This window comes from Methylocella silvestris BL2, from assembly GCF_000021745.1.
In the GTDB taxonomy this organism is placed as follows: domain Bacteria; phylum Pseudomonadota; class Alphaproteobacteria; order Rhizobiales; family Beijerinckiaceae; genus Methylocapsa; species Methylocapsa silvestris.
This window is the reverse complement of record NC_011666.1, coordinates 1-26,387: the sequence shown is the minus strand read 5'-3', so window position 1 is coordinate 26,387 and position 26,387 is coordinate 1. Positions and strand designations below refer to the sequence as shown.

28 protein-coding genes and 1 pseudogene are annotated in these 26,387 nt (G+C 62.9%); 3 read left to right on the top strand and 26 right to left on the bottom strand.

The genetic code is table 11. The features are described 5' to 3' along the window. Positions 1-26: 26 nt before the first annotated feature. The 12 genes from flgI to motA form a co-directional block, all read right to left on the bottom strand. Complete coding sequence (gene flgI / locus MSIL_RS00150) at positions 27-1,130, bottom strand: flagellar basal body P-ring protein FlgI (protein ID WP_012589082.1); 1,104 nt, start codon at positions 1,128-1,130, stop codon at positions 27-29. Then, positions 1,127-1,573, bottom strand: a complete 447-nt coding sequence (gene flgA / locus MSIL_RS00145) for a flagellar basal body P-ring formation chaperone FlgA (RefSeq protein ID WP_012589081.1) — start codon at positions 1,571-1,573, stop codon at positions 1,127-1,129. Before flgA ends, flgI begins: the two co-directional genes overlap by 4 nt. Positions 1,574-1,625: 52 nt before the next feature. Then, entirely contained in the window at positions 1,626-2,414 is a 789-nt protein-coding gene (gene flgG, locus MSIL_RS00140) for a flagellar basal-body rod protein FlgG (RefSeq protein WP_012589080.1), read from the bottom strand. A gap of 20 nt (positions 2,415-2,434) precedes the next feature. Continuing rightward, positions 2,435-2,749 (bottom strand): flagellar hook-basal body complex protein FliE, encoded by a 315-nt coding sequence (gene fliE, locus MSIL_RS00135; RefSeq protein ID WP_012589079.1) that lies wholly within the window; start codon positions 2,747-2,749, stop codon positions 2,435-2,437. Then, on the bottom strand, positions 2,746-3,168 hold the full coding sequence (flgC, locus tag MSIL_RS00130) for a flagellar basal body rod protein FlgC (protein WP_012589078.1): 423 nt from the start codon (positions 3,166-3,168) through the stop codon (positions 2,746-2,748). Before flgC ends, fliE begins: the two co-directional genes overlap by 4 nt. Before the next feature lie 3 nt (positions 3,169-3,171). Continuing rightward, positions 3,172-3,552, bottom strand: coding sequence for a flagellar basal body rod protein FlgB (gene flgB, locus MSIL_RS00125; protein ID WP_012589077.1), 381 nt, complete (start codon positions 3,550-3,552; stop codon positions 3,172-3,174). 164 nt (positions 3,553-3,716) lie between these two features. After that, entirely contained in the window at positions 3,717-4,133 is a 417-nt protein-coding gene (locus MSIL_RS00120) for a hypothetical protein (RefSeq protein ID WP_012589076.1), read from the bottom strand. Positions 4,134-4,143: 10 nt separating this feature from the next. Then, complete coding sequence (locus MSIL_RS00115; protein WP_012589075.1) at positions 4,144-5,223, bottom strand: EscU/YscU/HrcU family type III secretion system export apparatus switch protein; 1,080 nt, start codon at positions 5,221-5,223, stop codon at positions 4,144-4,146. Positions 5,224-5,239: 16 nt separating this feature from the next. Next, positions 5,240-6,274 carry a flagellar motor switch protein FliG gene (locus MSIL_RS00110; protein ID WP_012589074.1) on the bottom strand — a complete coding sequence of 345 codons (1,035 nt, stop codon included), beginning with the start codon at positions 6,272-6,274 and terminating at the stop codon, positions 5,240-5,242. A gap of 1 nt (position 6,275) precedes the next feature. Then, the gene (fliN, locus tag MSIL_RS00105; protein WP_012589073.1) at positions 6,276-6,608 is read right to left on the bottom strand and encodes a flagellar motor switch protein FliN; all 333 of its coding nucleotides are present in this window, start codon (positions 6,606-6,608) and stop codon (positions 6,276-6,278) included. A 113-nt stretch (positions 6,609-6,721) separates the two neighbouring features. Next, positions 6,722-7,666, bottom strand: a complete 945-nt coding sequence (locus tag MSIL_RS00100; RefSeq protein ID WP_012589072.1) for a flagellar motor switch protein FliM — start codon at positions 7,664-7,666, stop codon at positions 6,722-6,724. Continuing rightward, positions 7,666-8,547: a flagellar motor stator protein MotA gene (gene motA / locus MSIL_RS00095; RefSeq protein ID WP_041368218.1), complete on the bottom strand. Its 882-nt coding sequence runs from the start codon at positions 8,545-8,547 to the stop codon at positions 7,666-7,668. The genes MSIL_RS00100 and motA overlap by 1 nt, the downstream gene beginning before the upstream one ends. A 236-nt stretch (positions 8,548-8,783) precedes the next feature. Here motA and MSIL_RS00090 point away from each other — a divergent pair, with 236 nt between their 5' ends. Beyond that, positions 8,784-9,173 (top strand): lysozyme inhibitor LprI family protein, encoded by a 390-nt coding sequence (locus MSIL_RS00090; protein WP_012589070.1) that lies wholly within the window; start codon positions 8,784-8,786, stop codon positions 9,171-9,173. A gap of 4 nt (positions 9,174-9,177) precedes the next feature. Here the strand turns inward: MSIL_RS00090 and ggt are convergent, their stop codons facing one another. From ggt to MSIL_RS00065, 5 genes and pseudogenes are all read right to left on the bottom strand, one after another. Further along, on the bottom strand, positions 9,178-10,968 hold the full coding sequence (gene ggt / locus MSIL_RS00085; RefSeq protein ID WP_012589069.1) for a gamma-glutamyltransferase: 1,791 nt from the start codon (positions 10,966-10,968) through the stop codon (positions 9,178-9,180). A 219-nt stretch (positions 10,969-11,187) separates the two neighbouring features. Beyond that, positions 11,188-13,158 carry a DNA helicase RecQ gene (gene recQ, locus MSIL_RS00080; RefSeq protein ID WP_012589068.1) on the bottom strand — a complete coding sequence of 657 codons (1,971 nt, stop codon included), beginning with the start codon at positions 13,156-13,158 and terminating at the stop codon, positions 11,188-11,190. Positions 13,159-13,305: 147 nt separating this feature from the next. Continuing rightward, the gene (locus MSIL_RS00075; protein ID WP_012589067.1) at positions 13,306-14,013 is read right to left on the bottom strand and encodes an ABC transporter ATP-binding protein; all 708 of its coding nucleotides are present in this window, start codon (positions 14,011-14,013) and stop codon (positions 13,306-13,308) included. Next, positions 14,006-14,747, bottom strand: a pseudogene (locus tag MSIL_RS00070) (ABC transporter permease). Before MSIL_RS00070 ends, MSIL_RS00075 begins: the two are co-directional and overlap by 8 nt. 3 nt (positions 14,748-14,750) lie before the next feature. Further along, positions 14,751-15,806, bottom strand: coding sequence for an ABC transporter substrate-binding protein (locus MSIL_RS00065; RefSeq protein WP_012589066.1), 1,056 nt, complete (start codon positions 15,804-15,806; stop codon positions 14,751-14,753). 151 nt (positions 15,807-15,957) lie between these two features. Here MSIL_RS00065 and MSIL_RS00060 point away from each other — a divergent pair, with 151 nt between their 5' ends. Beyond that, positions 15,958-16,356, top strand: a complete 399-nt coding sequence (locus tag MSIL_RS00060; protein WP_012589065.1) for a c-type cytochrome — start codon at positions 15,958-15,960, stop codon at positions 16,354-16,356. A gap of 15 nt (positions 16,357-16,371) precedes the next feature. Here the strand turns inward: MSIL_RS00060 and MSIL_RS00055 are convergent, their stop codons facing one another. The 6 genes from MSIL_RS00055 to hemC all read right to left on the bottom strand — a co-directional run bounded on the left by MSIL_RS00055 (position 16,372) and on the right by hemC (position 21,970). Further along, positions 16,372-17,214, bottom strand: coding sequence for an ABC transporter permease (locus MSIL_RS00055; RefSeq protein WP_012589064.1), 843 nt, complete (start codon positions 17,212-17,214; stop codon positions 16,372-16,374). 1 nt (position 17,215) lies between these two features. Beyond that, the gene (locus MSIL_RS00050; RefSeq protein ID WP_041367387.1) at positions 17,216-18,004 is read right to left on the bottom strand and encodes an ABC transporter ATP-binding protein; all 789 of its coding nucleotides are present in this window, start codon (positions 18,002-18,004) and stop codon (positions 17,216-17,218) included. 37 nt (positions 18,005-18,041) lie between these two features. Next, the gene (locus MSIL_RS00045; RefSeq protein WP_012589062.1) at positions 18,042-19,028 is read right to left on the bottom strand and encodes a YVTN family beta-propeller repeat protein; all 987 of its coding nucleotides are present in this window, start codon (positions 19,026-19,028) and stop codon (positions 18,042-18,044) included. Further along, complete coding sequence (locus MSIL_RS00040; protein WP_012589061.1) at positions 19,013-20,245, bottom strand: ABC transporter substrate-binding protein; 1,233 nt, start codon at positions 20,243-20,245, stop codon at positions 19,013-19,015. Before MSIL_RS00040 ends, MSIL_RS00045 begins: the two co-directional genes overlap by 16 nt. Positions 20,246-20,348: 103 nt before the next feature. Beyond that, positions 20,349-21,110: a uroporphyrinogen-III synthase gene (locus tag MSIL_RS00035; protein WP_012589060.1), complete on the bottom strand. Its 762-nt coding sequence runs from the start codon at positions 21,108-21,110 to the stop codon at positions 20,349-20,351. Positions 21,111-21,112: 2 nt separating this feature from the next. Beyond that, complete coding sequence (hemC, locus tag MSIL_RS00030; protein ID WP_341871996.1) at positions 21,113-21,970, bottom strand: hydroxymethylbilane synthase; 858 nt, start codon at positions 21,968-21,970, stop codon at positions 21,113-21,115. A gap of 273 nt (positions 21,971-22,243) precedes the next feature. Between hemC and tsaD the strand changes: the two genes are divergently transcribed. After that, positions 22,244-23,302 carry a tRNA (adenosine(37)-N6)-threonylcarbamoyltransferase complex transferase subunit TsaD gene (gene tsaD, locus MSIL_RS00025; RefSeq protein ID WP_012589059.1) on the top strand — a complete coding sequence of 353 codons (1,059 nt, stop codon included), beginning with the start codon at positions 22,244-22,246 and terminating at the stop codon, positions 23,300-23,302. A gap of 4 nt (positions 23,303-23,306) precedes the next feature. Here the strand turns inward: tsaD and ruvA are convergent, their stop codons facing one another. The 3 genes from ruvA to dnaA are packed head-to-tail and all read right to left on the bottom strand — an operon-like array spanning position 23,307 to position 26,026. Further along, complete coding sequence (gene ruvA, locus MSIL_RS00020) at positions 23,307-23,936, bottom strand: Holliday junction branch migration protein RuvA (RefSeq protein ID WP_012589058.1); 630 nt, start codon at positions 23,934-23,936, stop codon at positions 23,307-23,309. Continuing rightward, entirely contained in the window at positions 23,933-24,463 is a 531-nt protein-coding gene (gene ruvC / locus MSIL_RS00015; RefSeq protein WP_012589057.1) for a crossover junction endodeoxyribonuclease RuvC, read from the bottom strand. The genes ruvA and ruvC overlap by 4 nt, the downstream gene beginning before the upstream one ends. Positions 24,464-24,505: 42 nt before the next feature. Further along, positions 24,506-26,026: a chromosomal replication initiator protein DnaA gene (gene dnaA / locus MSIL_RS00010; RefSeq protein ID WP_012589056.1), complete on the bottom strand. Its 1,521-nt coding sequence runs from the start codon at positions 26,024-26,026 to the stop codon at positions 24,506-24,508. Positions 26,027-26,387: the final 361 nt, after the last annotated feature.

Sequence of the window (26,387 nt, the reverse complement as noted above, 5' to 3'; positions counted from 1 at the left end):
TTGCGCCGGGGTGTCCAGCGGCGCCGTCACTGGATGACGATGTCGGCGTGGAGAGCCCCCGCCGATTTGATGGCCTGAAGGATCGCAATGACGCCCATCGGCTTCAGCCCGATGCGGTTGAGCCCGGCGACGAGTTCGCGCAGGCTCGCGCCCTTGACGATGCCGATATGTCCGCCTTGCTGGTTGGTGTCGATCTCCGTGCGCGGGACGACAACAGTGCGCCCGTTTGAAAAGGGCGCCGGCTGCGAAACCTCGGGCGTCTCGACGATGCGCACGTTGAGATTGCCATGGGTCACCGCAACGGTCGAAATCTGAACGTCCTGACCGATCACGATCGTGCCGCTGCGCGCGTCTATGACGACGCGCGCCGGCGCGTCGGGATCCACCATGAGATCGCCGATCTCGGCCATGAATCGCGCCGTGCTGATCCCTGGCGGCCTGACGAGGGCGACGGAGTTCAGATCCCTGTCCTGCGCGACGCGCAGCCTGAACCGCCGCATGGAGAATTTGTTGATGACCTCGGCAATCTGGACCGCCGTGTTGAAGTCGGGATTTTTCAGAACAAGCGCAAGCGGCCCGATGTCCCTTAGGTGACCGGGCGCCTCTCGTTCGACAAGCGCGCCGTTGGCGATGCGGCCGGCCGTCGCCACGTTTTGCGTAATCGTCTCGGCCTGCCCCTGGACTGCGAATCCCGCGACCGCGACCTGCCCTTGCGCGATGGCGTAGGTCTGGCCGTCGACGCCCGTCAAAGACGTCAGGATGAGCGTGCCGCCATAAAGGGAGGTCGCATCGCCGAGCGAGGAAACGGTCACGTCCATGCGCGTTCCTGGCTGGATGAAGGGCGGCAGATCCGCCGTCACAAGCACGGCGGCGACATTGCGCGTGCGCAGCGCGAAGGAGCGCACATTGATGCCCATGCGATCCAGCATCGACTGCATCGTCTGTTCGGTAAAGGTCGAGTTGCGCAGCGTGTCGCCCGAGCCCTGAAGACCGACGACGAGCCCGTAGCCGACAAGCTGATTGTCGCGGACATCCTGCAAGGAGGTGATGTCCTTGATGCGCACGGAAGCCGTGGCGGCGCAGCAGAAGATTGCGCTGAAGACGACGATGAGCCCGGCGCGCAGCATCATCCGCCATTCACCCGAACGGAGCCGTCCGCCTGCACCACGCCAGTTACGGTAAGACCGGTCTCGATGTTTCTCAAGGATATCACGTCTCCCAAGGCGCCGTCCTGCAGCGCCGCGCCATAGGTCGCGATTTCGATCCCGGGCTGCTCAAAGACAATCCTGACCTTCGTCCCATTGCCGACAATCTTGCGCTCCGCCACCACATTTGCCGGAATGGGCGCTCCCGGCAGAAGCGTGCGACGCGCAATCTTGCCGATGATGGCGCTTCGGTTCGTGACCACATTGCCGCGCAACGGCGACGTAGCTCCGAAGTCGCGATCAACCAGCCACTCATCCTTGATGGGATCGCCGGGATAGATCGTGATCGCCGGAACCGGCAGGGCATGGGACTCGGCGGCATGTGCCGGTATTCGGCCGAATAGGCAGATTGCGACAAATCCCACCATCCCGAGCAAGCGGGCTTTTGCGCACGACGCCTCAGCTCCACAATTCATCGCTCTACCCCATGTTCTTCGAAACGGTGCTTTCCATCTCGGAGGCCGCCTGGATCACCTTGGAGTTCATCTCATAAGCGCGCTGCGCCGCGATAAGGTCGGTGATCTCCTTGACGGGATCGACGTTCGAGCTTTCAAGATAGGACTGGCTAACTGTCGCAAAGCCCGGATCTCCCGGCACCCCGACGATGGGCGAGCCGGACGCTTCCGTCTGCCTGTAGAGATTGTTCCCCAAAGGCGTCAGCCCCGCTTCATTGGCGAAATTCGCGAGGCTGATTTGACCGAGCTGCTGCGGCGCGGGCTGTCCCGACAGAGTCGCCGAGACCATGCCGGACTGGCTAACGGTAACATCTACGGCATTGGTTGGCACGATCATTGTCGGACTGACGATATAGCCGTCCGACGTCACGATCTGCCCGGTCCCATTGGTATTGAAGGCTCCGGCCCGCGTATAGACGGTGTCGCCGTTGGCGTCCGTCACCTGGAACCAGCCGCGCCCGTTCAGCGCCCAATCGAGCTTGTTGCCGGTGTTCGTCAAGGTTCCCTGGATGTGAAGATTTCGAATTGAAGCTGTGCGCACGCCAAGGCCGAGCTGCGCACCTTCCGGGATGGTGTTGCTTTGTCCGCGACTGGAGACGCCCTGCAGACGCTCCGCCTGATAGAGCAAATCGGTAAACTCCGCACGCGCGCGCTTGAACCCTGTCGTATTGATATTCGCGATATTGTTGGCGATGACCGCAACATTGAGGTCCTGGGCGGCCATGCCCGTGGCGGCGATGGAAAGGGCTTTCATTTTGCTTCCTCGTTCGCCGATTAGATCGCCATCTGGGAAATCGACTGATAGGCCGAGACGGCTTTGTCGCGGATCGCGATCGCCGTATGTAGCGATTGCTCCGCGCTCATCACAGACTCGACGACTTGCTGAACCGAAGCCTTGCCCTCAAGCCCAAGGATCGCGGTCGCTTCGCCGGTCTTCAAACTGTTGACGGCGTCGGACGAAACCTGAGCCAGAACATGGCCAAAACCAGCGTCTCCATCCGTTGCTGCCGCGCTCACGGATGTCGAAGGCGAAACTGCCGCGGCCGCGGGACCGACGATGGAGCCAAGAAGAGAAAGGGCTGGAATCATGACGAACTCCTCAATAAATCGACGGTCATCGACGACAATTCGCGCGTTTGCTTGACGATCTGCAGATTGGCCTCATACGATCGGTTCGCCTCCCGCATATCCGCCATCTCCATGATGACATTGACATTCGGCAGCTTCACGAAACCTTTCGAGTCGGCTGCGGGATTGCCGGGATCCTGCTCTACCCTGAACGGCGCCTTGTCTGCCCCGATACCCTTCACCCGCACCAGGTCGACGCCTGAAGCGCGATCCAATTCGCTTGCAAATGTAATGGTCTTGCGGGCGTAGGGATCGGCGCCGGGCGTCGAACCTGTTGATTGCGCATTCGCCAGATTTTCCGACACGATTCGCAATCGCGCGGATTGCGCTTCAAGACCGGAGCCGGCGACCCGGAGCGAGGCCTCAAGGGGATCGATCATATTTTATCCTTTGACGCTCGCCATCAACATCTGGTTGAAGGATTTCACGATGCTGGAGTTCAACGAAAATGAGCGATTCACCTCGCCCGCCTTCATCATCTCATTTTCGAGACTGACCGAATTGCCGGAATGGGTCGTCTCCCACGCCGCGCCGTCCTTGACGGAGACCTGATCCGACGCCAGCGGGTCGATCCCAATATGGCCAGGATCTGTCGCCGCCAGCCGAATCGAGGCGTCGTTGAACACATCCTCGAAAGGCGTCACGTCGCTTGCCGTAAAGCCCGGCGTGTTTGCATTGGCGACATTCGCGGCAATGACGGACTGGCGCACCGTCAGCCATCGCGCCTGTTGTGAAGAGAGATCGAAAAGGTGAATAGAGCCCATGCCGGCATCCCGAAAACGCCCCGTACCGTCTCGGTGTAGCGGGTCGGCCTTGCACGGGGCTTGTCAGTGCTTCAAAGCATCGAGAATGGCGCTTGAATCATCGGCGTCATGCCTTCGCGGCGCTTCGCTGTGCGATTGTCACGCTTGCGCAGCTTATCCGCGATTCATCCCGGCAGCCGCGCGTCTGTCAAGGCCGTCCGCAGCCGGGCGCAGAGCTCCGCGGCGTCAGCGCTTTCTTCGGCCCCCCAATGCTCTATCGTCACGCGCGGCCGCGACTCGAGAAAAAGCTTGAAGGAGGCAAAAAACTTGAGATGGCGAAATTCAAGCTTGAGCATGACGACCGGCGGCGTTTCCCAGTCCAGCTCATATTCCGCCTCGAAGGCATAGGAGAGCGCGCCCAGCTTGAAGAAAAGCTCAATCGACGATTCAACGATGTCGCGAATATTGGCGAATTGTTCAAAGCGTATGAAGGCGACGTAATCAGCAACGTCGACGAGGCGCAGCTCCGCGATAACCGGCTCGAGCGCGCCGATGAGAATTTCCTCGCCAAGCCTGACCGCGTCGGATTGAGCCGAAGCCATCCGCAAAATCCTACTTCGACGCCAATTTAGCGGCGCTCTTTGAATATAGATAATGGATCAGTTCGGCCACGGCTTTATAAAATTGGGGCGGGATCGGATGGTCGACCTCAACGCTGTCATACATCGAGCGCGCCAAAAGCTTGTCCTCGATGATCGGTATCGAATGGCGTTCAGCCAGCTCCCGAATCTTGAGCGCGATGAGATCCTGCCCCTTGGAAATAACCATGGGGGCGCCGCCCTCCTCCTTCACATAGCGTAGCGCGATCGCGTAATGAGTCGGGTTGGCGATGACCAGCGTCGCTTTCGGCACGGCCGCGATCATGTTCTTGCGGACTCGATCCTGCGCCAGCGATCGGAGCCTCGCCTTGCGGACCGGATCGCCGTCGCTCTGCTTCATCTCATCCTTGATCTCCTGGCGGCTCATGCGCATATCGCGCCGCCAATGAAACCTTGACCAGACGAGATCGATCGCGAGGAGCGCCGCGGTCACGATGCAGACGACCGACATCAGCTTCATCGCAACGGAAAGAATCAATTCCGGCAACGCCTCCGGCTCAAGCGCCACGGCGTTGACCAGCTTGTTTTGCTGCGACTGCAAAACAGCAAGTACAATGACGCTGATGGAAGCCAATTTCACAACGCTCTTCGAAAACTCGGCGTACCCGCGCGCGCCATGCAGACGCTGCCATCCTTCTGTTAAAGAGATGCGCTTGAAATTGGGTAGAATTCGATCGACCACGAGACGCGGCGCGTTCTGAAGAGCCGACGCCAGCACGCCGCCGGCCGCGAAGACAACAAAAGGCGCGATCAACACCTTGAACACGTCCCACGAAACGAGTTTCATCAGCGCGACAGCGTCATTGCCGTTGCGCAGTCTGACGCCGCCGGCGTCATCGAGAAGATGGTGAAGCAGCAAGGTCATCGAGGCGATGCATTGTTGCGCGAAGAAAGCGCCGATGATGAGCATCGCGGAAACCGACGCGAAAAGCGCCGCTTCCCTGGAGAAGGGCGCATTGCCCCGCTCCAATTCGTCGCCGATTTTCTTTTCCGTCGCCTCTTCTGTCCGGCTTTCCGTCGATTCGTCGGCCACGGCGGTTCAACCCAAACTATTCGTAAAGTTCGTCTTCGTCCTCCGGGGAAGTCAGCTCTATTTCGCCCGTATTCGACAGTTCGAGCGCCGTATCGGCGATCATGCGGCGCGCCTTCAGCACGTCGCGCTGCAGCGCGGGGCCGCCATTCGCCAACTCGCTGTCGACAATGCGCCGCGCGCGGGCGGCGAGCGACGACAGGATCGCGTCGCGAAAGCTCGCGTCCGTCCCTTTCAGCGCGAGGACCACGAGCTCTGTCGGGATCTTGTCGAATAGAATGCTCCGCGCTTTGGTCTGAAGCTTGACGATGTCGTCGAAGGTGAACATCAGGCCGCGCAGGACTTCAGCGGCTTTCGGACGCGCGGCCGCCAGGCTTTGCATGACATCCTCCATCTGGTCGCGATCCATCTTGTTGATGATATTCGCGATCCGGGCATTTTGCTCGCTCCCGGACTGGCGCGACAGATTGGATAGGAGATCTTCCTGCAGCTGCGCCTGGATGATTCGCACGGCCCCTTCGGCGACCGGAGCAATAGAGAGCATGCGGCGCATCATCTCATTTCGGAGTTCGCGCGGGAATTGCCCCATCACCTTGGCCGCGCAGACGGGCGTCACCTTTGAAAGGATCAACGCGGCCGTCTGCGGATGCTCCTTCATGAGATAGGAGGAGAATACAGCCTCCGGAACATTGGAGAGCCGTTCCCACATGGCTTCATTGGAATTGCCGGTCACGTCCGACATCACATCGGCGATCTGCTCCGGCGACAGGACGCCGTCGAGCATCTGCTCGACCTCATTCGGCGAGCCGAGGAGATCGACGCCCTTGGCGAATTGGGCGGCGAACTCCTCGACCAAATTTTCCAGCGTCGGCGAGGACACGACGCCGAGATCGGCGACCGATCGGGTGATCTGCTTCAACTCGTCGACGTCGAAATGCTTCAACAGCTGGCTCGCCAGAGGCTTGCCCATCGCGAGCAGGAGAGCTGCGACCTTCTCCGGTCCCCGCAGCAACCGCTGACCGGGGCCGACGGGCTGGGCTAGGATGGCCGCCATCTCAATCCGCCGATCCAACAGGCCCGACGATTTCCGTCAGCGAGACGCCGAAGCGGGAATTATCATCCTCGACAACCACAATTTCGCCCCGGGCGATGATGCGTCCGTTGACGACGACGTCGACTGGCTCCCCTACTCTGTGATCGAGCGGAATGACGGCGCCGCGCCCGAGCTTCAGAAGATGAGACACAGGCATGACCGCGGAGCCGAGCACGACCTGAACGACGACCGGAATACGCAGGATCGTCTCGAGATTGCGGCTTACGTTGGCGCGGCCCGGCGGCTCCTCGCCGCCGCCAACCGTTTCATTCACTTCAATCTGCGCATCAGACATGCTCTGCGACCCCTTTCATATTTTCAATCAGATAGAGCTTTCGCCGCCCTCTGACATGCGGCGGCTCATCGCAGCGCAGCGCAGCGCTCGGCTCGCGCCTGTCGCGAGAGCCATCATCGCGACAACATTTCGTCGACGAACTCCTGTTCGCGACTCATCGATTCATCGATGCGCAGCGTGTAGACTCCGTCGCCCTGGCCAAGATTGCACCAGAACAAAGGCTCCGCATTGCACTCGAGGCGCACGCGCGTCGATGGCGTCGACTTAAGCTGCAGGATGCCGCCGACTTTGAGATCGGCGATATCGCCAAGCAGGAAATGGCGCTCTTCGATGACGCCCCTCACTTCGATTTCCGCGCGGCCGATCTCGCCTTCGATTTGCCGGGTCCAGGCTGGATCGCGAACCGCGGCGTCGTCGGAGAGATTGCGGCCAAGCTGCTGGCGCACCGAATTCAGCGCCGCCTGAGGGATGAGGATGAACATTTCACCGTGGCGACCGAGGATGCGCAGCTTGATTTTAGCGGTCACGCCAAAGGCATTTCTTGGCGCGATCACGGCAAAATCCAGCCTTGTCTCGACCCGCTCCAGTTTGAAGGCTGTATCGCTCACGGTCGAGAAAGCGGATTGCAGGGCGCGACCGAACAGGTCGAGCGCCTTGTGCGCCAGCCTCAGTTCGAGGCTGGACAATTTACGACCCTGCGTGAACGGGGCCTCACCCCCGTCGCCGCCGAACAGCGCCTCGGCCAGCGTAAAAATGAAATCATGATCGAGCCCGATCAGGATGCGGGAATCCCAGGCCAGTGCGTGATAGACTCCAATGGCGACCTTGTTCTCATAGGCGTCGAGCACATCGCCGACGCGCCGCGCCGCCACCGTGTCGACCGAGAAGAAAGCGGGAGGCGCCGACAACTGGCGCAGGTTTTCCGAGCATTGCGCAATCATGCGATCAAGGATCACGTGCAGCATCGGCATGCGGTCGATCGCTATGCCCGGCGCGTCGAGCAGCCGCTCCGACCCCGCGAGGACGCCGCTTGGCGCGCTTTTTTCCGAAACGCCCATTATGCCGCCTGCTGCTGGTTTGGTTTCGATGCGCCGGACACCGTCTCGTTCTCGACCATGTCGATTGACGGACGATCATGCGAGGCGATGGTCTTGCGGCCGTGCTCCAGGGCGATCTGCGGCATCGCGCCATTCATGAACGCCAGAAGCGTCTGTTTGACGATGATGTAGAGGCGGCATCGAACGGCGCGCGCCACTTTGATTTTGTGCGCAAGCGGCGAGACCACGCCGTAGGACACGAAGATGCCGGCGAACGTGCCGATCAGCGCCGCGCCAATGAGGCCGCCCAGAATTTCGGGCGATTGATCGAGGGCGCCCATCGCCTTGACCACGCCAAGCACGGCGGCGACGATCCCGATGGCGGGAAGTCCGTCGGCGACCGACTGCAGCGCATGATAGGGTTTCAGCTTGTCATGCGTGAGCGTGTGGATCTCTTCATCCATCAGCGCCTCGATCTCATGCGTGCGCGCGTTGCCGATGATGATCAGCCGGCAGTAGTCGCAGATAAAGCTGGTCAGATTGACGTCGGCCAGCACTTTCGGGAAATTTTTGAAGATCGCCGATTCTGCCGGGTTATCGACGTGCTGCTCGACTTCGCTGCGCGCCTTGCCGCGGAGCTCGCGCATCAGCGTGTAGAGCACGCCGAGAACGTCAAGGTAGTCGCGCTCGGTGGGACCGCGGTCCAGCACCGCGTCGACGATGGCCGCGCCGGTGTCCTTGATCGTCGCCAGCGAATTGGCGATGATGAAGGTACCCAGCGAGACTCCAAGGATGATGACGAATTCCCAGGGCTGGAAGATGACCGAGAGATGGCCGCCCATCGCGGCGAAGCCGCCGAGCATGCAGCCGAGAGTGACAATCGTGCCGATCAGAAACGCCAAGGCTCGCCCCTTGCCCTCGTCAACCTTGAAAAAATGATTAACGAGCAGGCCTTGCTTCAGGCTGAATTCGATCGCGAGAATTCGACCCAATCGGCGCGATCAGCGGCCTTGCCGCCGCCAATCAGGAGGATGAATTTGGAACCGAGACCGCCTGTAGCGCTTAAACCCGCGCGACCCGCGGGGAAACGATGTCTCGCGGCGGCGCCTACGCGCTTCCCGAAAATTGGAGAGTTTTGATGTTCGTCCCAAAGCTTCTTTTCGCCGCCGCCTGTCTTGCCGGCCTGCCTGCGACGGCGGCGGCGCAGATGGCAAGCTTCGATTGCGCCAGAGCCGAGCTGCCGGCGGAGAAGGCGATCTGCAGCGTTCCCGCTCTCGGCGCCAGGGACATCAAAATGGCCGCCTATTATCAGGTCCTGACGAGCGTCGAACCGGCCTGGAGCGGCATGGCCTATCGCGAATTTCGCGACAATCAGCGGGAGCTTCAGGCCAATTGGGCGTCAAAGATTCGCAACGTCTGCGCGGAGGATGTTGCCTGCCTCAGCGAGGCCTATGACCGGCGCATCGACGAACTGACGTCGACCATCGGGAAAAGCCTCGGTCTGACCTACGGCCGCATGTGCGACTGAGCCTCTAAAAGCCTGCCGCCAGCGTGCCGCGCTGTCTTGTATCGGCTGCCCCCATCAGCATCCCGCCGCCGCGAACAATGCTCTGCGCCGACCCCCACGCCCCGCGCTGCGCAACCTTGTGACCGAGCGCCTCAAGCAGGCGCAATGTGTCGGGCGACAAGCCGCTCTCGACGTCGAGTTGATCGGGCGTTCCCTGATGATGAATGCGCGGCGCCGCCGTCGCCTCGGCGACATTCATATTGAAATCGATGATATCGCTAATGATTTCCGCGACGATCGTGATGATGCGCGATCCGCCCGGCGATCCCGTCACGAGTTCAAGATCATCGCCCTGAAAAACCATGGTCGGCGCCATGGAAGAGAGCGGCCGCTTGCGCGGCGCCGGCGCATTGGCTTCGCCGCCGGTGAGGCCGAACGCGTTGGGCGCCCCGGGCTTGGCGGCGAAATCATCGAGTTCATTGTTCAAAAGAACGCCGGTTCCCTCGGCGACGAGGCCAAGCCCATAGGAGAAATTGAGCGTGTAGGTGTTTGAGACGGCGTTGCCTTCGGCGTCGACGATGGAGAAATGCGTCGTCTGATCGCTCTCATAGGGCGTTGGATCGACAGGAGCGATTTCATTGGCGGGCCTTGCGCGTTGCGTCGAGATCTCGGACCGAAGGCGCGCCGCATAGGCTTTCGACAGCAGCGCCTGGAGCGGAATCGAAACCTGATCCGGATCGCCAAGATAGCGCGCGCGATCGGCATAGACGAGCTTCATCCCCTCCGCGAAAAGATGAATGGTTGCGGCTGAATCCGGCCCAAGGTCAGCCAGCGGAAAGCTTTCGAGAATATTGAGAAGTTCGATGACATGGAGCCCGCCAGAGGATGGCGGCGGCATGGAGATGATTTGACGCCCGCGATATTCCCCGCGCACAGGTTCGCGCTCTACGGCGCGGTAGGATTTGAGATCGTCGCGGGTCATGCGGCCGCCCGCCGCCGCGACGCTCGCCAAGATCTTGTCCGCAACCTCGCCCTCGTAAAAGGCGCGCTCGCCGTCGCGGCCGATCGCCTCGATCACATTCGCCAGATCCGGTTGCAGCAAAAGCTCGCCGGCGCGAAGCGGCGCGCCATCCCCGTGCATAAAAATGCAGGCGCTCGACGGCCAGCGTGCGAGGCGGCGCGCCTGCGACAGGGAATCGGCAAGATCATCGCCGACGATGACGCCCTCCCGCGCAAGGCGCACGGCAGGAGCCGCAAGCTCAGCAAGCGTGAGCTTGCCCGAGCCATAGCGCTGCTCGGCGAGGATCAACCCGGCGACGGTGCCCGGCACGCCCACGGCGAGGCCGGAATTGCGTGATTTGTCGGGGTCGGCGTCGCCGTTTGCGTCAAGGAACATGTCGCGCGTTGCGCCGGCTGGCGCCGTCTCGCGATAATCGATCGCGGTGGTTTTCTTCGACTTTGCAATATGGACCAGCATGAAGCCGCCGCCGCCAAGATTTCCTGCGCGGGGCAGCGTGACGGCGAGCGCCAAAGCGACGGCGACCGCGGCGTCCACCGCATTGCCGCCCTGACGCAATATTTCGACGCCGATCCGCGTCGCCGTCGCCTCCTGCGTGACGACCATCCCATGTTCCGCCAACACAGGCAGAAAACGCGCGCCTTGGCCGATGATGGGCGCCGTCTGCGGCGTCGTATCTGCGAGCGACGCCGGGGCCGCGAAGATCGCGAGAGTCAAAGCGGCGGCGAGGATCCGGCGCGGCAAAAAACAAAGAGATTTTCTTATGATTGACGACATTTTTATATGATGATCGACCATAACATTCTTATCCGCGCTGAATTGCCATGATCTTGCGTGAAACGGCCAATCAGGGTTGTCGCCGATTTTCGGTCCTTAAGAGCGGGATGCAGAACCTCTTGCTCTCCAGCGTCGCCCAATTTATGGCCGTCGCGCGATCGGATCGTCTCTTTGGTCAGGATACATTTCCGGCAAGACCCTGCAAAGGCGCTTCTGCGGAACGCGTTCCGCGTCCCGCCGTCAGCTCGCGCCTTCATCCCCCGCCAGCACGTCGAGAAACGCCGCTCCATAGCGTTGTAGCTTGGTCGGACCGACGCCGTGGATAAGCGCAAGGTCGCCAAGGCTCGCCGGGCGCGCTTTGGCGATCGCGATCAACACGCTGTCGTGAAAAATGACGAAAGGCGGCTGCTTCTGCGCCCTTGCGAGTTCAAGCCGGCGCGCCTTCAGGGCCGAGAGCAGACTCGCCTGCGTCGCCGTCAGATCCGTAGCTGCGTCGGGCGGGCGGATCGCGCGCGGCGTCACGCCTTGTCCATCTGTCTCGGCTTCTTCCGCGGCGACCGCCTCGATCCGCTTGAGCGCCTGCGTCACGCCCACGCGCCGGCCGCTCGGCAGGCCGATCTCGGCGCGAAGCTCAAGCGCCGCGCTCCCAGTCAACACGTCGCGGCCGGCCGGCGTGATGATCCACCGGTCGCGATCGTCGGCCGCCTGCTCGATCAGCTCGGCCGCCTGCAACTGGCGAAAGACGCTGCGCCATTCCGCCGGCGTGAACTCCTTGCCGACGCCGAACGTCGGCAGCAGATCATGACCGTGCCTGACGATCGCCGCGGTGGCGTTGCCGATCAGCAGATTGGTCAGATGGCCGTAAAAGAAGCGCCCCGACGTGCGGTGAATGGCGGAGAGGGCCTTTTTCGCCGCGAGCACGCCGTTATAGAAGGGCCAGCGTCCTTCGCAGATGTCGCAATTGCCGCAAGGCCCGGAGTCTTCGCCGAAAGCCGCAAGCAGCGTGCTGCGGCGGCAGCGCGGCGTCTCGCATAGCGCCAATAGCGCGTTGAGCTTGCGCCGCTCGAGCCGCTTGCGCTCGGGCGCGGCGTCGCCTTCGGCGATCTGGCGCTCGCGCAGCCGAACATCGGCCTCGCCGAACAGGAGCAGCGCATCTGCGGGCTGGCCGTCTCGGCCGGCGCGGCCGATCTCCTGATAATAGGCCTCGACGCTTTGCGGCAGATCCGCGTGGCAGACGAAGCGGACGTTGGGCTTGTCGATGCCCATGCCGAAAGCGATGGTCGCTACGATCACGACGCCCTCACGGTGCAGAAACTCATCCTGATGGGCCGAGCGGATGTCCGGCGCGAGCCCGGCATGATAGGGCAGCGCCGCAACGCCCGCCGCGCGCAGGGTTTCACTGAGCTTTTCGACGCCCTTGCGGGAGGCGCAATAGACGATTCCGGCGTGGCCGCGATGGCGGTCAATCTCGGTTGCGATCTGAGAAACGACATTCGCCTTGCGCCGCATGGCGAGATGAATATTCGGACGATCGAACGAGCGGATGAAAACGCGCGGCTCGGACGGAAACAGCTTTGCGATGATCTCGGCGCGGGTTGGCGGGTCCGCCGTCGCCGTCACGGCGATGAGCTGCAACGCGCCGTCGGGGCCGCCTGCAATGGCCCGCGCGACCGAGGCGAGATCGGCATATTCGGGGCGAAAGTCATGGCCCCATTGCGATACGCAATGGGCTTCGTCGATGGCGAGGACATTGGCGCCGGCTTCACGCAATAGCGCCCGCGTGTCCGCGCGCGCCAGCCGTTCCGGCGCGACATAGACAAGACGGTAGCGGCGCTGCCGCAGTCCGGCTTCGATCTCCGCATTGTCGGCCGAGCTGTTGACCGAATTCAGCGCCGCGGCCGCGATTCCCCGCTCGCGCAGCTGTTGCACCTGATCTCGCATCAGCGCAATCAGCGGCGACACGACGATGGTCAATCCCGGCCGCATCAGAGCGGGCAGCTGATAGCACAGCGATTTGCCCGAGCCGGTCGGCATCACAGCAAGAATGTTTTGGCCTGCGAGCGCGGCGTCGAGAACTTCGCGCTGTCCCGGCCGGAAATCGTCGAAGCCGAAAAATCGCTTGAGCGCGTCCCGCGCTTCGCCCGATCGGCCCGACGCCTCGACCTTGTTGGTCGAAGGCGCGGCTGGAGTACGGGCGTCGGACGCTTGCATTCTGCTCCAAATTCCTCAAGCCGTCCGATTCGTCTTGGGCCTGACGTCGAAAAGCAACACCACTATTACGACCGGCATCAGGCTCCAAACATTTGCAATCGATCCCGGTCATGATTTTGAATCAATTCGATCCAAAATTATCGTGATCTAGCGCGACGCCCCTGCGATCAGCGCCTCGATGTCAATTTTGGCTTGCGCCGCCGCGGCCGGCGTCATGGAAAGACGCGGCGATTCGATGAATTTGTCAGCGACCATCTGGCCCGGCTGCGAGGAGAGAATAATGATGCGATCGGCAAGCGCCACAGCCTCCTCGACGTCATGGGTGACGATCAGCGTCGTGGTCCTTTGCGCCTCCACAAGGGCGACGAGCTCCGCGCGAAGGCGCAGGGCCAGCGCAGCGTCGAGCGAAACAAAAGGCTCGTCAAGCAGGAGAAGCGTCGGGCTGATCGCGAAAGCGCGGGCGATGGCGACGCGGCGGGCGAGGCCAAGCGACAATTCGCCGGGATAATGATCGAGATGGGCGGCGAGCCCGAGCGCAGCGACAATCGAATCGAGCACCGGACCGGCTTCGGCGCCAGCCAGCAGCAGATTCTGCCGCACGGTCCGCCAGGGAAGCAGCCGCGGCTCCTGAAAAACCATGCCGATTTTTCGCGGCGACGGCAGCGTGACATCGCCTTCGAAATCTCGGTCGAGGCCGGCGATGATCCGCAGCAAAGTGGTCTTGCCGCAGCCTGACGGGCCAAGCACGGCGGCGACCTCGCCGGATTTGAGGCCAAAGGCCACCTCGCCCAGAACAGTCCGCCTCTGCCCCGCGGCGGTGCGCAGCGCCTTGCGCGTGACCTTGACGTCAAGCATGCTGCGGCCGCCAGCGCGAGACGCGCCGCTCGATCGGCTGCACGACGAAGGTTTCGATCGCCAGCATGATGGCGACGAAGGGCAGCGCATAGGCGAGCAGGCGCGTCACGTCGAAAAGCTGGAAAGCGGTGCCGATCTCGAAACCAATCCCGTTCGAGCGGCCAAGCAATTCGACCACCAGCACGATTTTCCAGACCAGCGACAGGCCGGATCGCATGGAGGCGGCGAGATAGGGCGCAAGCTGCGGCAGAAGCACATCGAAAATGCGGATCTTCAGGGGCATGCCGAAAATCTCGGCGACCTCGTCGAGGCCGCGGTCGAGCGCCCGCGCCCCCTCGCGAACCGTCGCGGTCGTGTTCGGCAGTTTGTTCAGCGCCACCGCCCCGATCGCCGCCACCTCATTGAGGCCGATCCAGATATAGGCGAGCACGATGACGACGAGCGCCGGAAGGTTCAGCAGCACGATCAGCCAGGGATCGCAAAAGCGGTCGACAGCCTTGCTGCGACCCATGGCGACGCCAAGGGCCGTTTCCCACCGCCATGGCGAGAATGAAGGCGGCGACGACGCGCGCGAGCGTCGCCGCCAGATTGAAGGCCAGAGCGCCGGACGCCGCCTCGGCGCCGACAACGGACAGCACCGCCTGCGGCGAAGGCAGAAGCCGCGAGGCGGCGATCGTCGAAGCCGCCTCCCAAAGCAGCAGCAGCAGAAGGAACGACAGGAGACGAACTGGCACGGCTCAGCGGTCCGCCGGCGTTCGCTCGCCCGCGCCCTTGTAGAAGACGCCCGGATTGAGCGTCGTCGCGGCGCCGACGAGCTCCGGGCCGCCGATTTCGCGCACGATCGCATAGAGGGTGGCGGCGTCCGCTTCCTCATCCGCGACGGAGCGCTTCGGAAAACCATCGACATAGCGCTGCCGGTAAAGCGCCAGCTCCTTCGGGTCGGTCACCCCCAGTTCTTTTCCGATCCGCTGCCAATCGGCGTCGGAGCTGGCGAGCCGCTCGCGCGCCTGATGCGCCACCTGGAAGAACCGCGCAAGCGCGTCGCCATGGGTTTTCGCCAGGCTCTCATCGAAGACATAGCCTGTCATCGCCAGCGGTCCCTTCGCGCCAAGGCTTCGCTCGACCTCATCCATGCCGATCAGCCGGCGAAAACCGCGGGATTCGAGCGCGACGGCATAGTTCCAGAAGGTCAGATTTGCGTCGAGCTCGCCGGCGACGGCTTTTTCATAAAGCAGGGCCGGCGCGCCGAAGACGACGCGGGCGCGCGCTTTAAGATCAAGTCCGCCGCGCTGCGCAAGCGCGCGCAGGAGAAGCCAGCTTTTGTCGATTGGGCCGCCTGCGACGCCAAGGGTCTTGCCACGGAGATCGTCAAGTTTTTGCGCTGCGGAATCGCCCGGAACCATCAAGGCGCCGAGCGCCGTCGAGTAGGGATAGAAGACGAGATTGGTTTCAAGGCCGCGCTCGCGCGCGACCCATAGCCAATCGCTGATGATGAGGTCGACCGAACCGCCGAGCAGCGCGATCTTTCCCGCCTCCGTCGAGGCAAGTTCGGTGACGACGAGGTCAAGATTCGCCTTGGCGTCCAGCTTTTCGGCCTTGATGACCGCGAGCTCCCAGGCGAAGGTGCCGGTCTTCTGCACGCCAAGACGGAGCGTATCGGCGGCCTCCGCCCGGCCGCAGAGGCCGATCATCAGGCTGAGACAAATGACCGCTGCGGCGGTAAGCTCGCCCTTGCGCGCGCGCTGCCTGTTGAATGAAACGTTTCTCCCGATTAGGCGTTTTTCTGCGCTCAAGTTCCGCTCGCTTCCGATTGTTCGGGTTGTCTTTTTTCGCTGCCTTAGGATACATGTTTTTTCGGGCGAGCGACAATCTTAAGGATCGTAAGCTTCATTCAAGCCAGAGGCCGGGGCGACAGCGCATCGCTCAAGGGGAAGGAAACCAGCTATGAATTTCAGATATGCTTCGATCATCGCGGCGCTTGCTTTCATGGGCCCCACAGCGGCCGCCTACGCCGCCGACGCCGCGGCGGGGGAAACCCTCTTCAAGCAGAAATGCGCCGTTTGCCATAAGATTGGCGAAGGGGCCAAGAATTTTGTCGGTCCTGAGCTCAATGGCATCATCGGCCGCGTCGCCGGCGCGGGATCTGCAGGATATTCCTATTCCGACGGCCTCAAGGCCTCGGGCATCACCTGGGATTCGGACAAGCTGCACGCTTGGCTGACCAACCCGAAAGCGCTGGTCCCCGGCACCAAGATGATCTTCGCCGGCCTCCCGAAGGAAGAAGACCGCGACAATGTCGTCGCATTCTTGTCGCAATTCGACGCCGACGGAAAGAAAAAATAAGCTTTCCGTCATCATCTAACCCTCGCGCCGCATCAACATGCCGCGCGAGGGATCATAGGCGATGATGGCGGCGCCGAGGAACAGCGCGGCGCATCCGGCGACCACCGCCAATGACGTAAAATTGACCTGCCCCCAGAAGGCGAAGCGGATCAATTCGACGGCATGCGTAAACGGGTTGATCTCGCAAACGAAGGCGAGCCACGGGCTGCCCTCCCTGACGCGCCATAACGGATAGAGCGCGCTTGAGGCGAAGAACATCGGGAAGATGACGAAATTCATCACGCCCGCAAAATTCTCCAGCTGGCGAATCAGCGAGGACAGCAACATCCCGAGCGCGCCGAACATCAGGCCCGACAGAATCAACGCAGGCAAAATAGTCAGATAGCCCCAAAGCGTCGGCGGCTCGATCTCCCAGAACCAGGCGATCAACAGGAAGGCGTAGACCTGCAAGATCGACACCGAGGCGCCGGCGACGAGCTTTGACGTTAAGAGGTACCAGCGCGGCAGCGGGCTGACCAGCAGCGTGCGCATATTGCCCATCTCTCGATCATAAACCATCGACAGCGACGATTGCATCCCGTTGAAAAGCTGGATCATCGCGATGAGCCCCGGCGTGATGTAGACGTCGTAGAGCACATAGGTTTCGTATGGCGGAATGATCGAGACGCCGAGCACGGAGCGAAAGCCCGCGGCGAAAATGAACAGCCAGACCAGGGGCCGCACCAGCGCCGAGACGAAACGCTCACGTTGATGCAGGAACCGTAGCGCCTCGCGCCAGACGATTCCTTTGAGGCAGACCGCATATTGGACAAGGCTGAAGCCCCGGGGTTCGGCGGGCGCGGCGGACTGAACGCTCATGTCACTGCGCCTCCGTAGCGGCTTCGCCGGTCAGGCTGTTGAACGCCGCGGTCATGTCGGCGGCGCCGGCCCGCGCGCAGACCTCCTCGACCTTGCCGGCGTCGAGCAATTTGCCGCGATGCAACACGACGACATTGTCGCCGGGCAGAATCTCGTCGATGAGATGGGTCGCCCACAAAACGCCAACGCCCTCGGTCGCAACGAGATTGCGCACATGCGCGAGAATGTCCGCGCGGGCCTTGACGTCGAGGCCGACGGTCGGTTCGTCGAGCAGCAGCATGCGCGGCCGGTGCAGCAGGGCGCGAGCGATCTCGACGCGGCGCATCTGCCCCCCGGACAGCGCCCGCGCCTTGTCTTTGAGGCGATCGAGCATGTCGACTTTGGCGAGGACATCGGCGGCGCGCGCTTTCGCCGTCGCGGCTCCAATGCCGTGCAGCGCCGCATGATAGGCAAGGTTTTGCTCAATGGAGAGATCGAGGTCGAGCGTTCGCGCCTGGAACACGACGCCGAGCCGGCGCAGCGCTTCGCCGGGCGTTCGCGCGACATCGAAGCCGAAAATGGAAATCGCTCCGGAGCGCACGCCGAACAGCCGTGTGATCAAGGAAAACAGCGTGCTCTTGCCCGCGCCGTTCAACCCAAGCAGCACGGTGAAGCTCGCCGGACGCACCTCAAAGGAGACATCGTCGAGCGCCTTGCGCTTGCCGTAGAAATGGCTGACCCGGTCAATTTTGAGCGCAGCTTCCGGCGCCTGGTCTTTGGAAGGATCAGTCAAGCTTTGAGGCCTCGTCACGGATCATCTTTCCAACAGGCCGCGCTTGCGACAGGCGCTATGGCGCGATGGCGACGCCCCAGGGGAACGGACCGACGGGAATCGATTTCACGACCTTGAGGCTCGCGGGGTCGATCACGGAAACGTCGTTCGAGACGCCGTTGGTCGCGTAAAGATGGCTGTAGTCGGGCGTGAAGGCCAGTTGCCAGACGCGTTGGCCGACCAGCAGATATTTCGCGACCTTGCGCGAGGCGACATCGATGACGGCGACGCGATTTGCCGGTCCAAGCGCGACAAAGGCCTTCGCGCCGTCCTGGCTGAAGCGGATGCCGACGGGCTGAATCGCCTCCTTGGCGAGACCGGGAATATCGAAGGTGATTTTCTGCAGCACCTTGGCGTCGGCGACGCTGATGACGCTCACCGTGCCGCCGACCTCCGCCGACACCCACAGCTCCTTGCCGTCTGGCGTGAACTGGGCGGAGCGCGGCCGCGCGTCGACGAGGACATTGGCGAAGATCTTGCGCGTCGCCGTATCGATCATGTGGGCCATATTGGTCGTTTCGGAGGTGTTGACGAGAATTTTCCCGTCAGGGCTCAGCGCCATGCCCTCCGGCTCGACTCCAACCGGAATCTGCTCGAGGACCTTGCGCGTCGCCACGTCGATCACGGTGACAAGATTGTTGTTCTCATTCGCGACATAAAGGAGAGCGCCGTCCGGGCTCAGAATCAGCAATTCGGGGTCGGCGCCCGACGGCAGATCGCCGACGATCTTCAAAGTCTTGAGATCGAGAATCTGGATCGTGTCGTCATCGCCGGCGCAGATGAACAGCTGGGTGTTGTCCTTGTTGAGAACAATTCCGCGCGGGCGCCGCCCGACCTTGACGGTGTCGGCGACCGCCAGCTTGGCGTCGTCGATGACGGTGATCGAGTTGCCCTTTTCATTCGAGACATACGCCGTCGCCGCCATCGCGGGAGAGCGCGCGAAGGAAAGCGAGAGCGCTAAGACGACGGCCGCCCTCGCGGAAAATTTCAGCGCAGTTTGCATTTGGTTTCCGGTTGATCGAAGCCGAGGGTGTCAAGTTCCGACGTCTGGTGCAGAAAACCTTCCTGCGGCGAAACAGACACGATCATGCGTCCGTCGCCAAGCAGGATCGGCTGGCGCAGCTGTTGATTCCAGGATCGCAAGGTTTGCTTCTGGCCCTTGAAGGCGGCGATGGAAAACTCAGGGCCGACAATATAGTCGCGCAGCGTTTTTGGATCGTTCGAGCCCGCGCGGGTCGCCGCCTCGCCGATGATGCGGGCGGCGACCCAGGCCTGATTGTCCCGTTCGTTCATCCGTCGCGAAGCCAGCTTGTAGAATCGGTTCTGCAATTGAATTGCGCCCCATTGCTCATGGGTCGCGTCCCAGCTCGTCGGCTTCAGGCCGGCCGAGCCGACGACGGGGCGCGGATCGTAATTGCGATAGGGCAGATAGCCCGCGAACACGTCGGATTCATCGGCGGCGACGAGCACGTCATAGGCCGGGGCGCTTTGCGTTGCGGTCGGGATCAGACGTTGCGTCTGCACGCTGCCGGAATCGGAGCGGCGCCCGCCCCCGGTATCTTCATAGACGCGCTCTTCGACGATCTTGGCGCCGAATTTTTTCGCCGAACGACGCAGCGCGGCCGCGAAAAGCTCGTCCTGAGGATGCGAGCCCTTGATCAGGAGCCAGCGCGGCCAGCGCTTCCAGACAAGATATTGAGCCAGCCCATCGGCCAGCATCGAATGGGTCGGGCCGACATGGATCACATTGGCGCGGCAATCTTCCTCGCGCAGCGAATCCTCCGGCGCGCCGACATTGAACAACAGGATATTCTTGCCATGCGCGGCGTCGGCAAGCGCAAGAAGCTGCGCGGCGGGAACGTCGGCGAGGATCAGGCCAATTCCCTGATCGACAAGCGCGTTCAGCGCGACGACCGGATCTTCGCCCTCCTTCAGCTTGACGTCGGCGATCTCGAATGTCTGGTTGAGGAATTTTCCGGTGGTGTTGTTGTCTTCGATCGCGAGTTTCGCGCCGGCGACGCCATCGTCTTCGGCCGGGATGTCGAGAATCGAAATCGTGTCGCGCGAATGGATGGTGCGGATAACGCCAATCTTGACATTGAGCGGCGCGGCGGCGGCCCCCGTCTGCGGCGCCGCCGTCGCGGCGAAGGCCCATAGCGAGGCGACGAGAAGTGCAAAGGCGCATCCGACCAAAAGCGATCGGACTGTCTTCCTCCCCATTTGGATCGGCGCGTTATCCTCATCCGCGGCGGCAAGCGTTGCGGCGAGAGGCGCCTTTGCGGCGTAGTTCATGGCTTCATGATGGGTTGCGGAAAGGCGCACATCAAGACTTCACATAGTCGGCGCGATCAACACTTTCTTGATGGGCGAGTCCTTGCAGCGCGTCGAGCATGCCTTGCTCATTTGGAATTTCGGCGATGTGGACGGATGGGAAGCGCGCCGCCTTCAAGGGCGCGGCGGCGTCAGCCGAAATCGCCACATGCGGGATGCGCGATATGTCGAGCCCCGTCTCAGCCGCGAGGCGCAGGAAAATATCCGCGCTGCGCCGGGAATAATGCAGGATCGCGCCGATCTGCCCCGCCTCGATCAGAGCCGCGGCTTCCGTGTCGAGCGCGTCGAGCGCCTGCGCCGCATATACTTCGACGACGTCGACGCTATGGCCCGCATCCGTCAGCGCCGCCTCGAGATCCGGCTTGCGGTCGCGGCCGGCGAGATAGACGAACCGCGACGGCGTTCTGCCGGCGAGGGCGCCGATCAGGCTCGAGGCGAGAATTTTGGCGTCGGGGGCGACGCTTGTTCGTCCTTCAAATCCGCGTTCGCGCGCGGCTGCTTTGGTGCGCTCGCCGACGACATGCAGCGGCGTCAGGCGCCGCGCCTCCGGCGAGGGCCAGTCTCCCGACTGGGATAGAAGTTCAAACGCCTGCGTGCTGGTGGCGAGCGCGCCATCGACCACGCATTGCGGCCATTCCGCGCCGGTCGGCGCCATTTCGAGCACCGGCGAGAGAATCGCGTGATGCCCGAGCGCGGTCAGCTTGGCCGCCGTGCGCATCGCCTCATCGAAGGCGCGGGTGAGCAACACCAGCATGATCAATCCTCGAACAGATCGGGCGGAATGCGCGAGATGAGATCGCGGCCGGCGCCTTCGCCGAGCGCTATGGCCTCGCCCGGCTCGCCGCTGACGCGCGCCTCGAAACAGGCCGAGCCGTCCGGCTTCAGCACGAGCGCGTGGAAGACGAGGCGCCCGCCTTCCAGCCGCGCGTAAGCGCCGATGGGCGTTTTGCACGATCCGTCGAGAACGGCGAGGAATGCGCGTTCGGCTGCGAGCGCGAGCCCCGTGTCCAGGTCGAGGATCGGCGAGATCAGCGCGCGCGTGGATTCATCGCCCGTCCGCGCGGTGATCGCGATCGCCCCCTGCCCGGCCGCCGGCACAAATTCTTCCGGGTCCAGCAGCGCGCTCGCCTTGGCTTCAAGGCCGAGGCGCTTCAGTCCGGCGAGGGCGAGCAGAGTCGCGTCGACCTCGCCGCCCGCGAGCTTGGCGAGACGCGTTTCGACGTTGCCCCGCAAAAGCACGACATTGAGGTCCGGCCGCAGCCGCCGCACGATCGCGCCGCGGCGCAGCGATGCCGTGCCGACGACGCTGCCTGCGGCGAGGCCGAGAGGATGCTGCGCGTGCGGTGAAATCCAGGCGTCGCGCACGTCCTCGCGCGGCAGATAGCCGAGAATGGCGATCTCGTCGGGCAGCTGCGTCGGCAGATCCTTGGCCGAGTGAACGGCGATCCCGATCTCGCCGCGCATGAGCGCGAGGTCGAGCTCTTTGGTGAACAGCCCCTTGCCGCCCGCCTCGCTGAGGGCGCGATCGAGGATGACGTCGCCCGTCGTCTTGATGACGACGAGGTCGAGCGCTTCTTCCGAAACATCATGCGCGACGGCAAGACGGCGCCGCAGCTCGCGCGCCTGGGCCAGCGCTAAAGGGCTGCCCCGCGTCCCGATTCTGAGTTTGAGGTCCTGGACCGTGGGGCGGCTCGAACTGAGAATCGCTGATTTCCTTAATGGAACTTATGGTTCTATAGGGTGCATATTAGCTTGGGTAAACTCGCCCGCCAAGACCACCTTTGCCATAGGCCATCTCGCCAAAGACCGACTCACCGGACGCCGCCCGCTACGGACCCGGCCCAATCCCGAGAATTTTTGCAATTCACGAAAGCGTTGAAAGCCGCCATGCGCGTACTTGGCATTGAAACCACCTGTGACGAGACCGCCGCCGCGGTCGTGCAGCTGAACCCCGGCGGCGCCGGCGAGATACTCTCCAATGAAGTCATGAGCCAGATCGCCGAACATGCCGCCTATGGCGGCGTGGTTCCCGAAATCGCCGCGCGCGCCCATATCGAAGTGCTCGACCGGCTAGTCGCCCGCGCCCTGGAAGACGCCAAGATCAAGCTCGCCGAGCTCGACGGGATCGCCGCCGCGGCCGGACCGGGGCTCGTCGGCGGCGTCATCGTTGGCCTCACCACGGCCAAGGCGCTGGCTCTGGCGAGCCACAAGCCCTTTATCGCCGTCAATCATCTCGAGGCGCATGCGTTGACCGCCCGGCTGACCGACGGCGTCGACTTCCCCTACCTGCTCCTGCTGGTCTCGGGCGGCCATACCCAGCTCGTCGCCGTCAAGGGCGTCGGCGACTATCTGAGGCTCGGCTCGACCGTCGACGACGCCGTCGGCGAGGCGTTCGACAAAGTCGCCAAGATGCTTGGCCTCGCCTATCCGGGCGGCCCCGAAGTGGAGCGCATGGCGGCCAAGGGCGATCCAACAAGGTTTGATTTTCCTCGGCCGATGCAAGGACGCGCCAAGCCGGATTTTTCTCTCTCGGGCCTCAAGACCGCCGTCCGGGTGGCGGCGCAGCGCATTCATTCGCCGAGCCAGACGGATGTCGCCGATCTTTGCGCCTCGTTTCAGGCGGCGATCGTCGACACGATGATCGACCGCTCGCGCGCAGGCTTGCGGCTGTTTCGCGAGCGCGTTGGCGACTGCAACGCAATGGTTGTCGCTGGCGGAGTCGGCGCCAATGGCGCGATCCGTCGCGCCTTGAGCCGATTTTGCGCCGAAAGCGGGCTGCGGCTCATTTTGCCGCCGCCGCAGCTTTGCACCGACAATGGCGCGATGATCGCCTGGGCTGGGATCGAGCGGCTGTCGCTCGGCCTCGTCGACGATATGACTTTCGCCGCGCGGCCGCGCTGGCCGCTCGACTCCAACGCCGAAGCCGCACATCACGGCAAGGCTTAAGCTCTTAGCCCGATTGCGCCAGCTCCTGCAGCGCGCGCTTGGCGAGATCGCCAGCGCCGGCGCCCGACCCCAGCGCTTTGCTGGAGGCGGCGACCGCGACCGCCGCTTGCGACCGGCCGAAGCCGAGGTTGACCAGCACCGAGATCGCGTCCGAGACCGCACCGGATGCGGGCGCCTCGACGCCGGCCCCCTCGCTCCCCGCCCCCGCAAGAGTGTGGAGCGAGGCGCCCAATGCCGGCGCCTTGTCCTTCAATTCCGCGAGAATGCGCGCGGCCAGTTTGGCGCCGACACCCGAAGCTCGGGCGAAAGCCGCCCGGTCCTGAGCCGCGATCGCGGTCACGATCTCGCCCGGACGCAGCACGCCCTGGATCGCCAGCGCCACCTTGGCGCCGACGCCCTGCACCGATTGCAGAAGGCGAAACCACTCCCGCTCGGTCTCCGACGCAAAACCGTAGAGTTTAATTGAATCCTCGCGCATCTGCGTATCGATCGCCAGCGCCGTCGCCTGTCCCTGCGGCGGCAGGTTTTGCAGGGTGCGCGACGAGCAATGCACCACATAGCCGACGCCATTGACGTCGAGAATGACGTAATCTTCGCCTTGCGAATCGACGAGGCCTTTCAGCTTGCCGATCATCGCGTCTGCACGCTCATGGAGCTCACGGATTTGAGCAGCGCTCGGCTGGCGCGCAGCTGCGCATGGGTGATCGCCACCGCCAGCGCATCGGCGGCGTCCGCGCTTTTCGCTTCGCTCATCGGCAGGAGAAATTTAACCATCATGGCGATCTGCGCCTTTTCGGCGTGCCCATTGCCGACGACGGTCTTTTTGATGAGGTTTGCGGCATATTCGGCGACCGGCAGGCCGGCCAGCGCCGGGGCGACCAGAGCGACGCCGCGCGCCTGGCCGAGTTTCAGCGCCGATTGGGGATCGCAATTGACGAAAGTCTCCTCGACCGCCGCCTCCATTGGGGAAAGATCGGCGATCACGCCGAGCAGACCTTCATGCAGCGCGCAGAGACGCTCGGCAAGGCTCGAGCCCGCCTGCGAATGGACGCTGCCGCAGGCGATGAAGGACAAACGCGAGCCCGACGCCTCGATGACGCCCCATCCCATGTTGCGCAGTCCAGGATCAATGCCGATGATTCGGATGGCCGCTCGATTCATTGGCCCAGCTTAAACCATGCGCCTTAAAAAGCGCAGCCGCCCTCATTCCATCAGCATGCGCTTCAAAAGCTCGATTTCCTCCGAAAGCGCGCCATCCTTGGCGGCGAGCCCGTCGATCTTGCGCACCGCATGGAGCACGGTGGTATGGTCGCGGCCGCCGAAGCGCCGGCCGATTTCCGGCAGGGATCGCAGCGTCAGCGCCTTCGACAGATACATGGCGATCTGGCGCGGGCGCACGACATTGGCTGTGCGCCGCGAAGACAGGATGTCGGCCCGGCTCACGTTGAAATGGGTCGCGACGAGCTTTTGAATATCCTCGATCTTGATGCGTTTTGGGTCATGCGCCCGCACGAGATCGCGAATCGCGAGCTCCGCCGTCTCGACTTCGAGCGGAGCGCCGTTCAACGAGGCGTGCGCCAGCAGGCGATTGACGGCGCCGTCGAGATCGCGGCCGTTGGTCTGAATCGCATGCGCCACAAACGCCGTCACCGCGGAGGGCACCTCAAAATTGGGGTGGGCGTGTTTCGCCGCGGCGATTCGCCCTTCGAGGATCCTGACCCGAAGCTGCTCGTCGAGGCCGCCGATTTCGACGCAGAGTCCCCCGGCAAGGCGCGACCTCACCCGTTCGTCGAGACTCTCAAGCTCGGACGGCGGCCGGTCGGCGGCGATGACGATCTGGCGATGCGCGTCGATCAGGGCATTGAGCGTGTGGCAGAACTCCTGCTGAATCGATTTGCCCTGCAGGAACTGAATGTCGTCGATGACGAGAATATCGATGCCGCGCAGTTTCTCCTTGAAGGCGATCGCCGTCTGCGCCTTCAGGGCCGAGACGAAGCCATACATGAAGCGCTCCGCCGTCAGATAGATGACGCGGCGCGACATCGTCTGCGCCATATGGGCCACAGCCTGCAACAGATGGGTTTTGCCGAGACCGACGGACGCGTGCAGGTAAAGCGGATTATAGGGCAGCCGCTCCTCTGGCGTCGCGGCGGCGACCCGCTGCGCCGCGGCGAGCGCCAGTTGGTTCGAGCGACCCGCCGCGAAGGTTGAAAAGGTCAGCCGTCCGTCCAGCGGCGAACCGGCGATGATGTCGGCCTCGCCCTCGGCGCGGGTTTTGGCGGTTTGCGGCTCATACGGCCGCTGCGCGGCAAATCCTCTCGCGCCGGAAGCCGCAGCGTCCTGAGTCGGCGTTTTGCGCGCGCCCTGGCTCAAATTCGATCCGGATTCCTCATCCTCGATGTCAGCCCGCGCGGGCGCGCCGAGCGGTGGACGATTGGATGACCGGATCGTGACGACGAGCCGCTTCACCATCGGAAATTCGCTGGTCAGCGCCGCAAGCAGCTTTTCAGCGTAATGCGACTGTATCCAGCTTTTCAGGAATTTCGTCGGCACCGAGAGGGCCGCGGTTCCGTCCGAAAGGCTATCGAGTTCGAGGCGCCCGAACCAGGACGAGAAAACATCTTCTCCCACGTCGGCGCGCAGTCGGCGGCAGATGCGCATCCATGCTTCGCTGTCGCCGCGATCCTGTGATTTGTCGTTGACGGAGGTGCGCAAATTCAGCATCGGCCTTCTTCTGAACGCAGGACATTGGCGGCGGGCCGCGAAAACTCGGCGCCGTGACAAGTCGAAAATTGGGAGATTAAAGAGCCGAGGCTATTTGCGGCGGCGACGGGCCGGCGCGCGCGGCGCTGCTGGCGGGGGCGCCTGGCGATCGGATCGCGGACAATAGTCGCGCTGGAGCTGACGGAGCTGATCTAAGCCAAAACGATTCAAGACCACGGAATCCCCCCTGTCCCGCTACTTCACCCGCGAACGCTATCGTCCGCGGTCCTTCCAGTTAAATGGCACCTTAAGAGTGTCCCCCTCTCATCGCCATGATTTCAAGCAAATCATCCCAAGCATCCATAAGTTCCAGACTGCATAT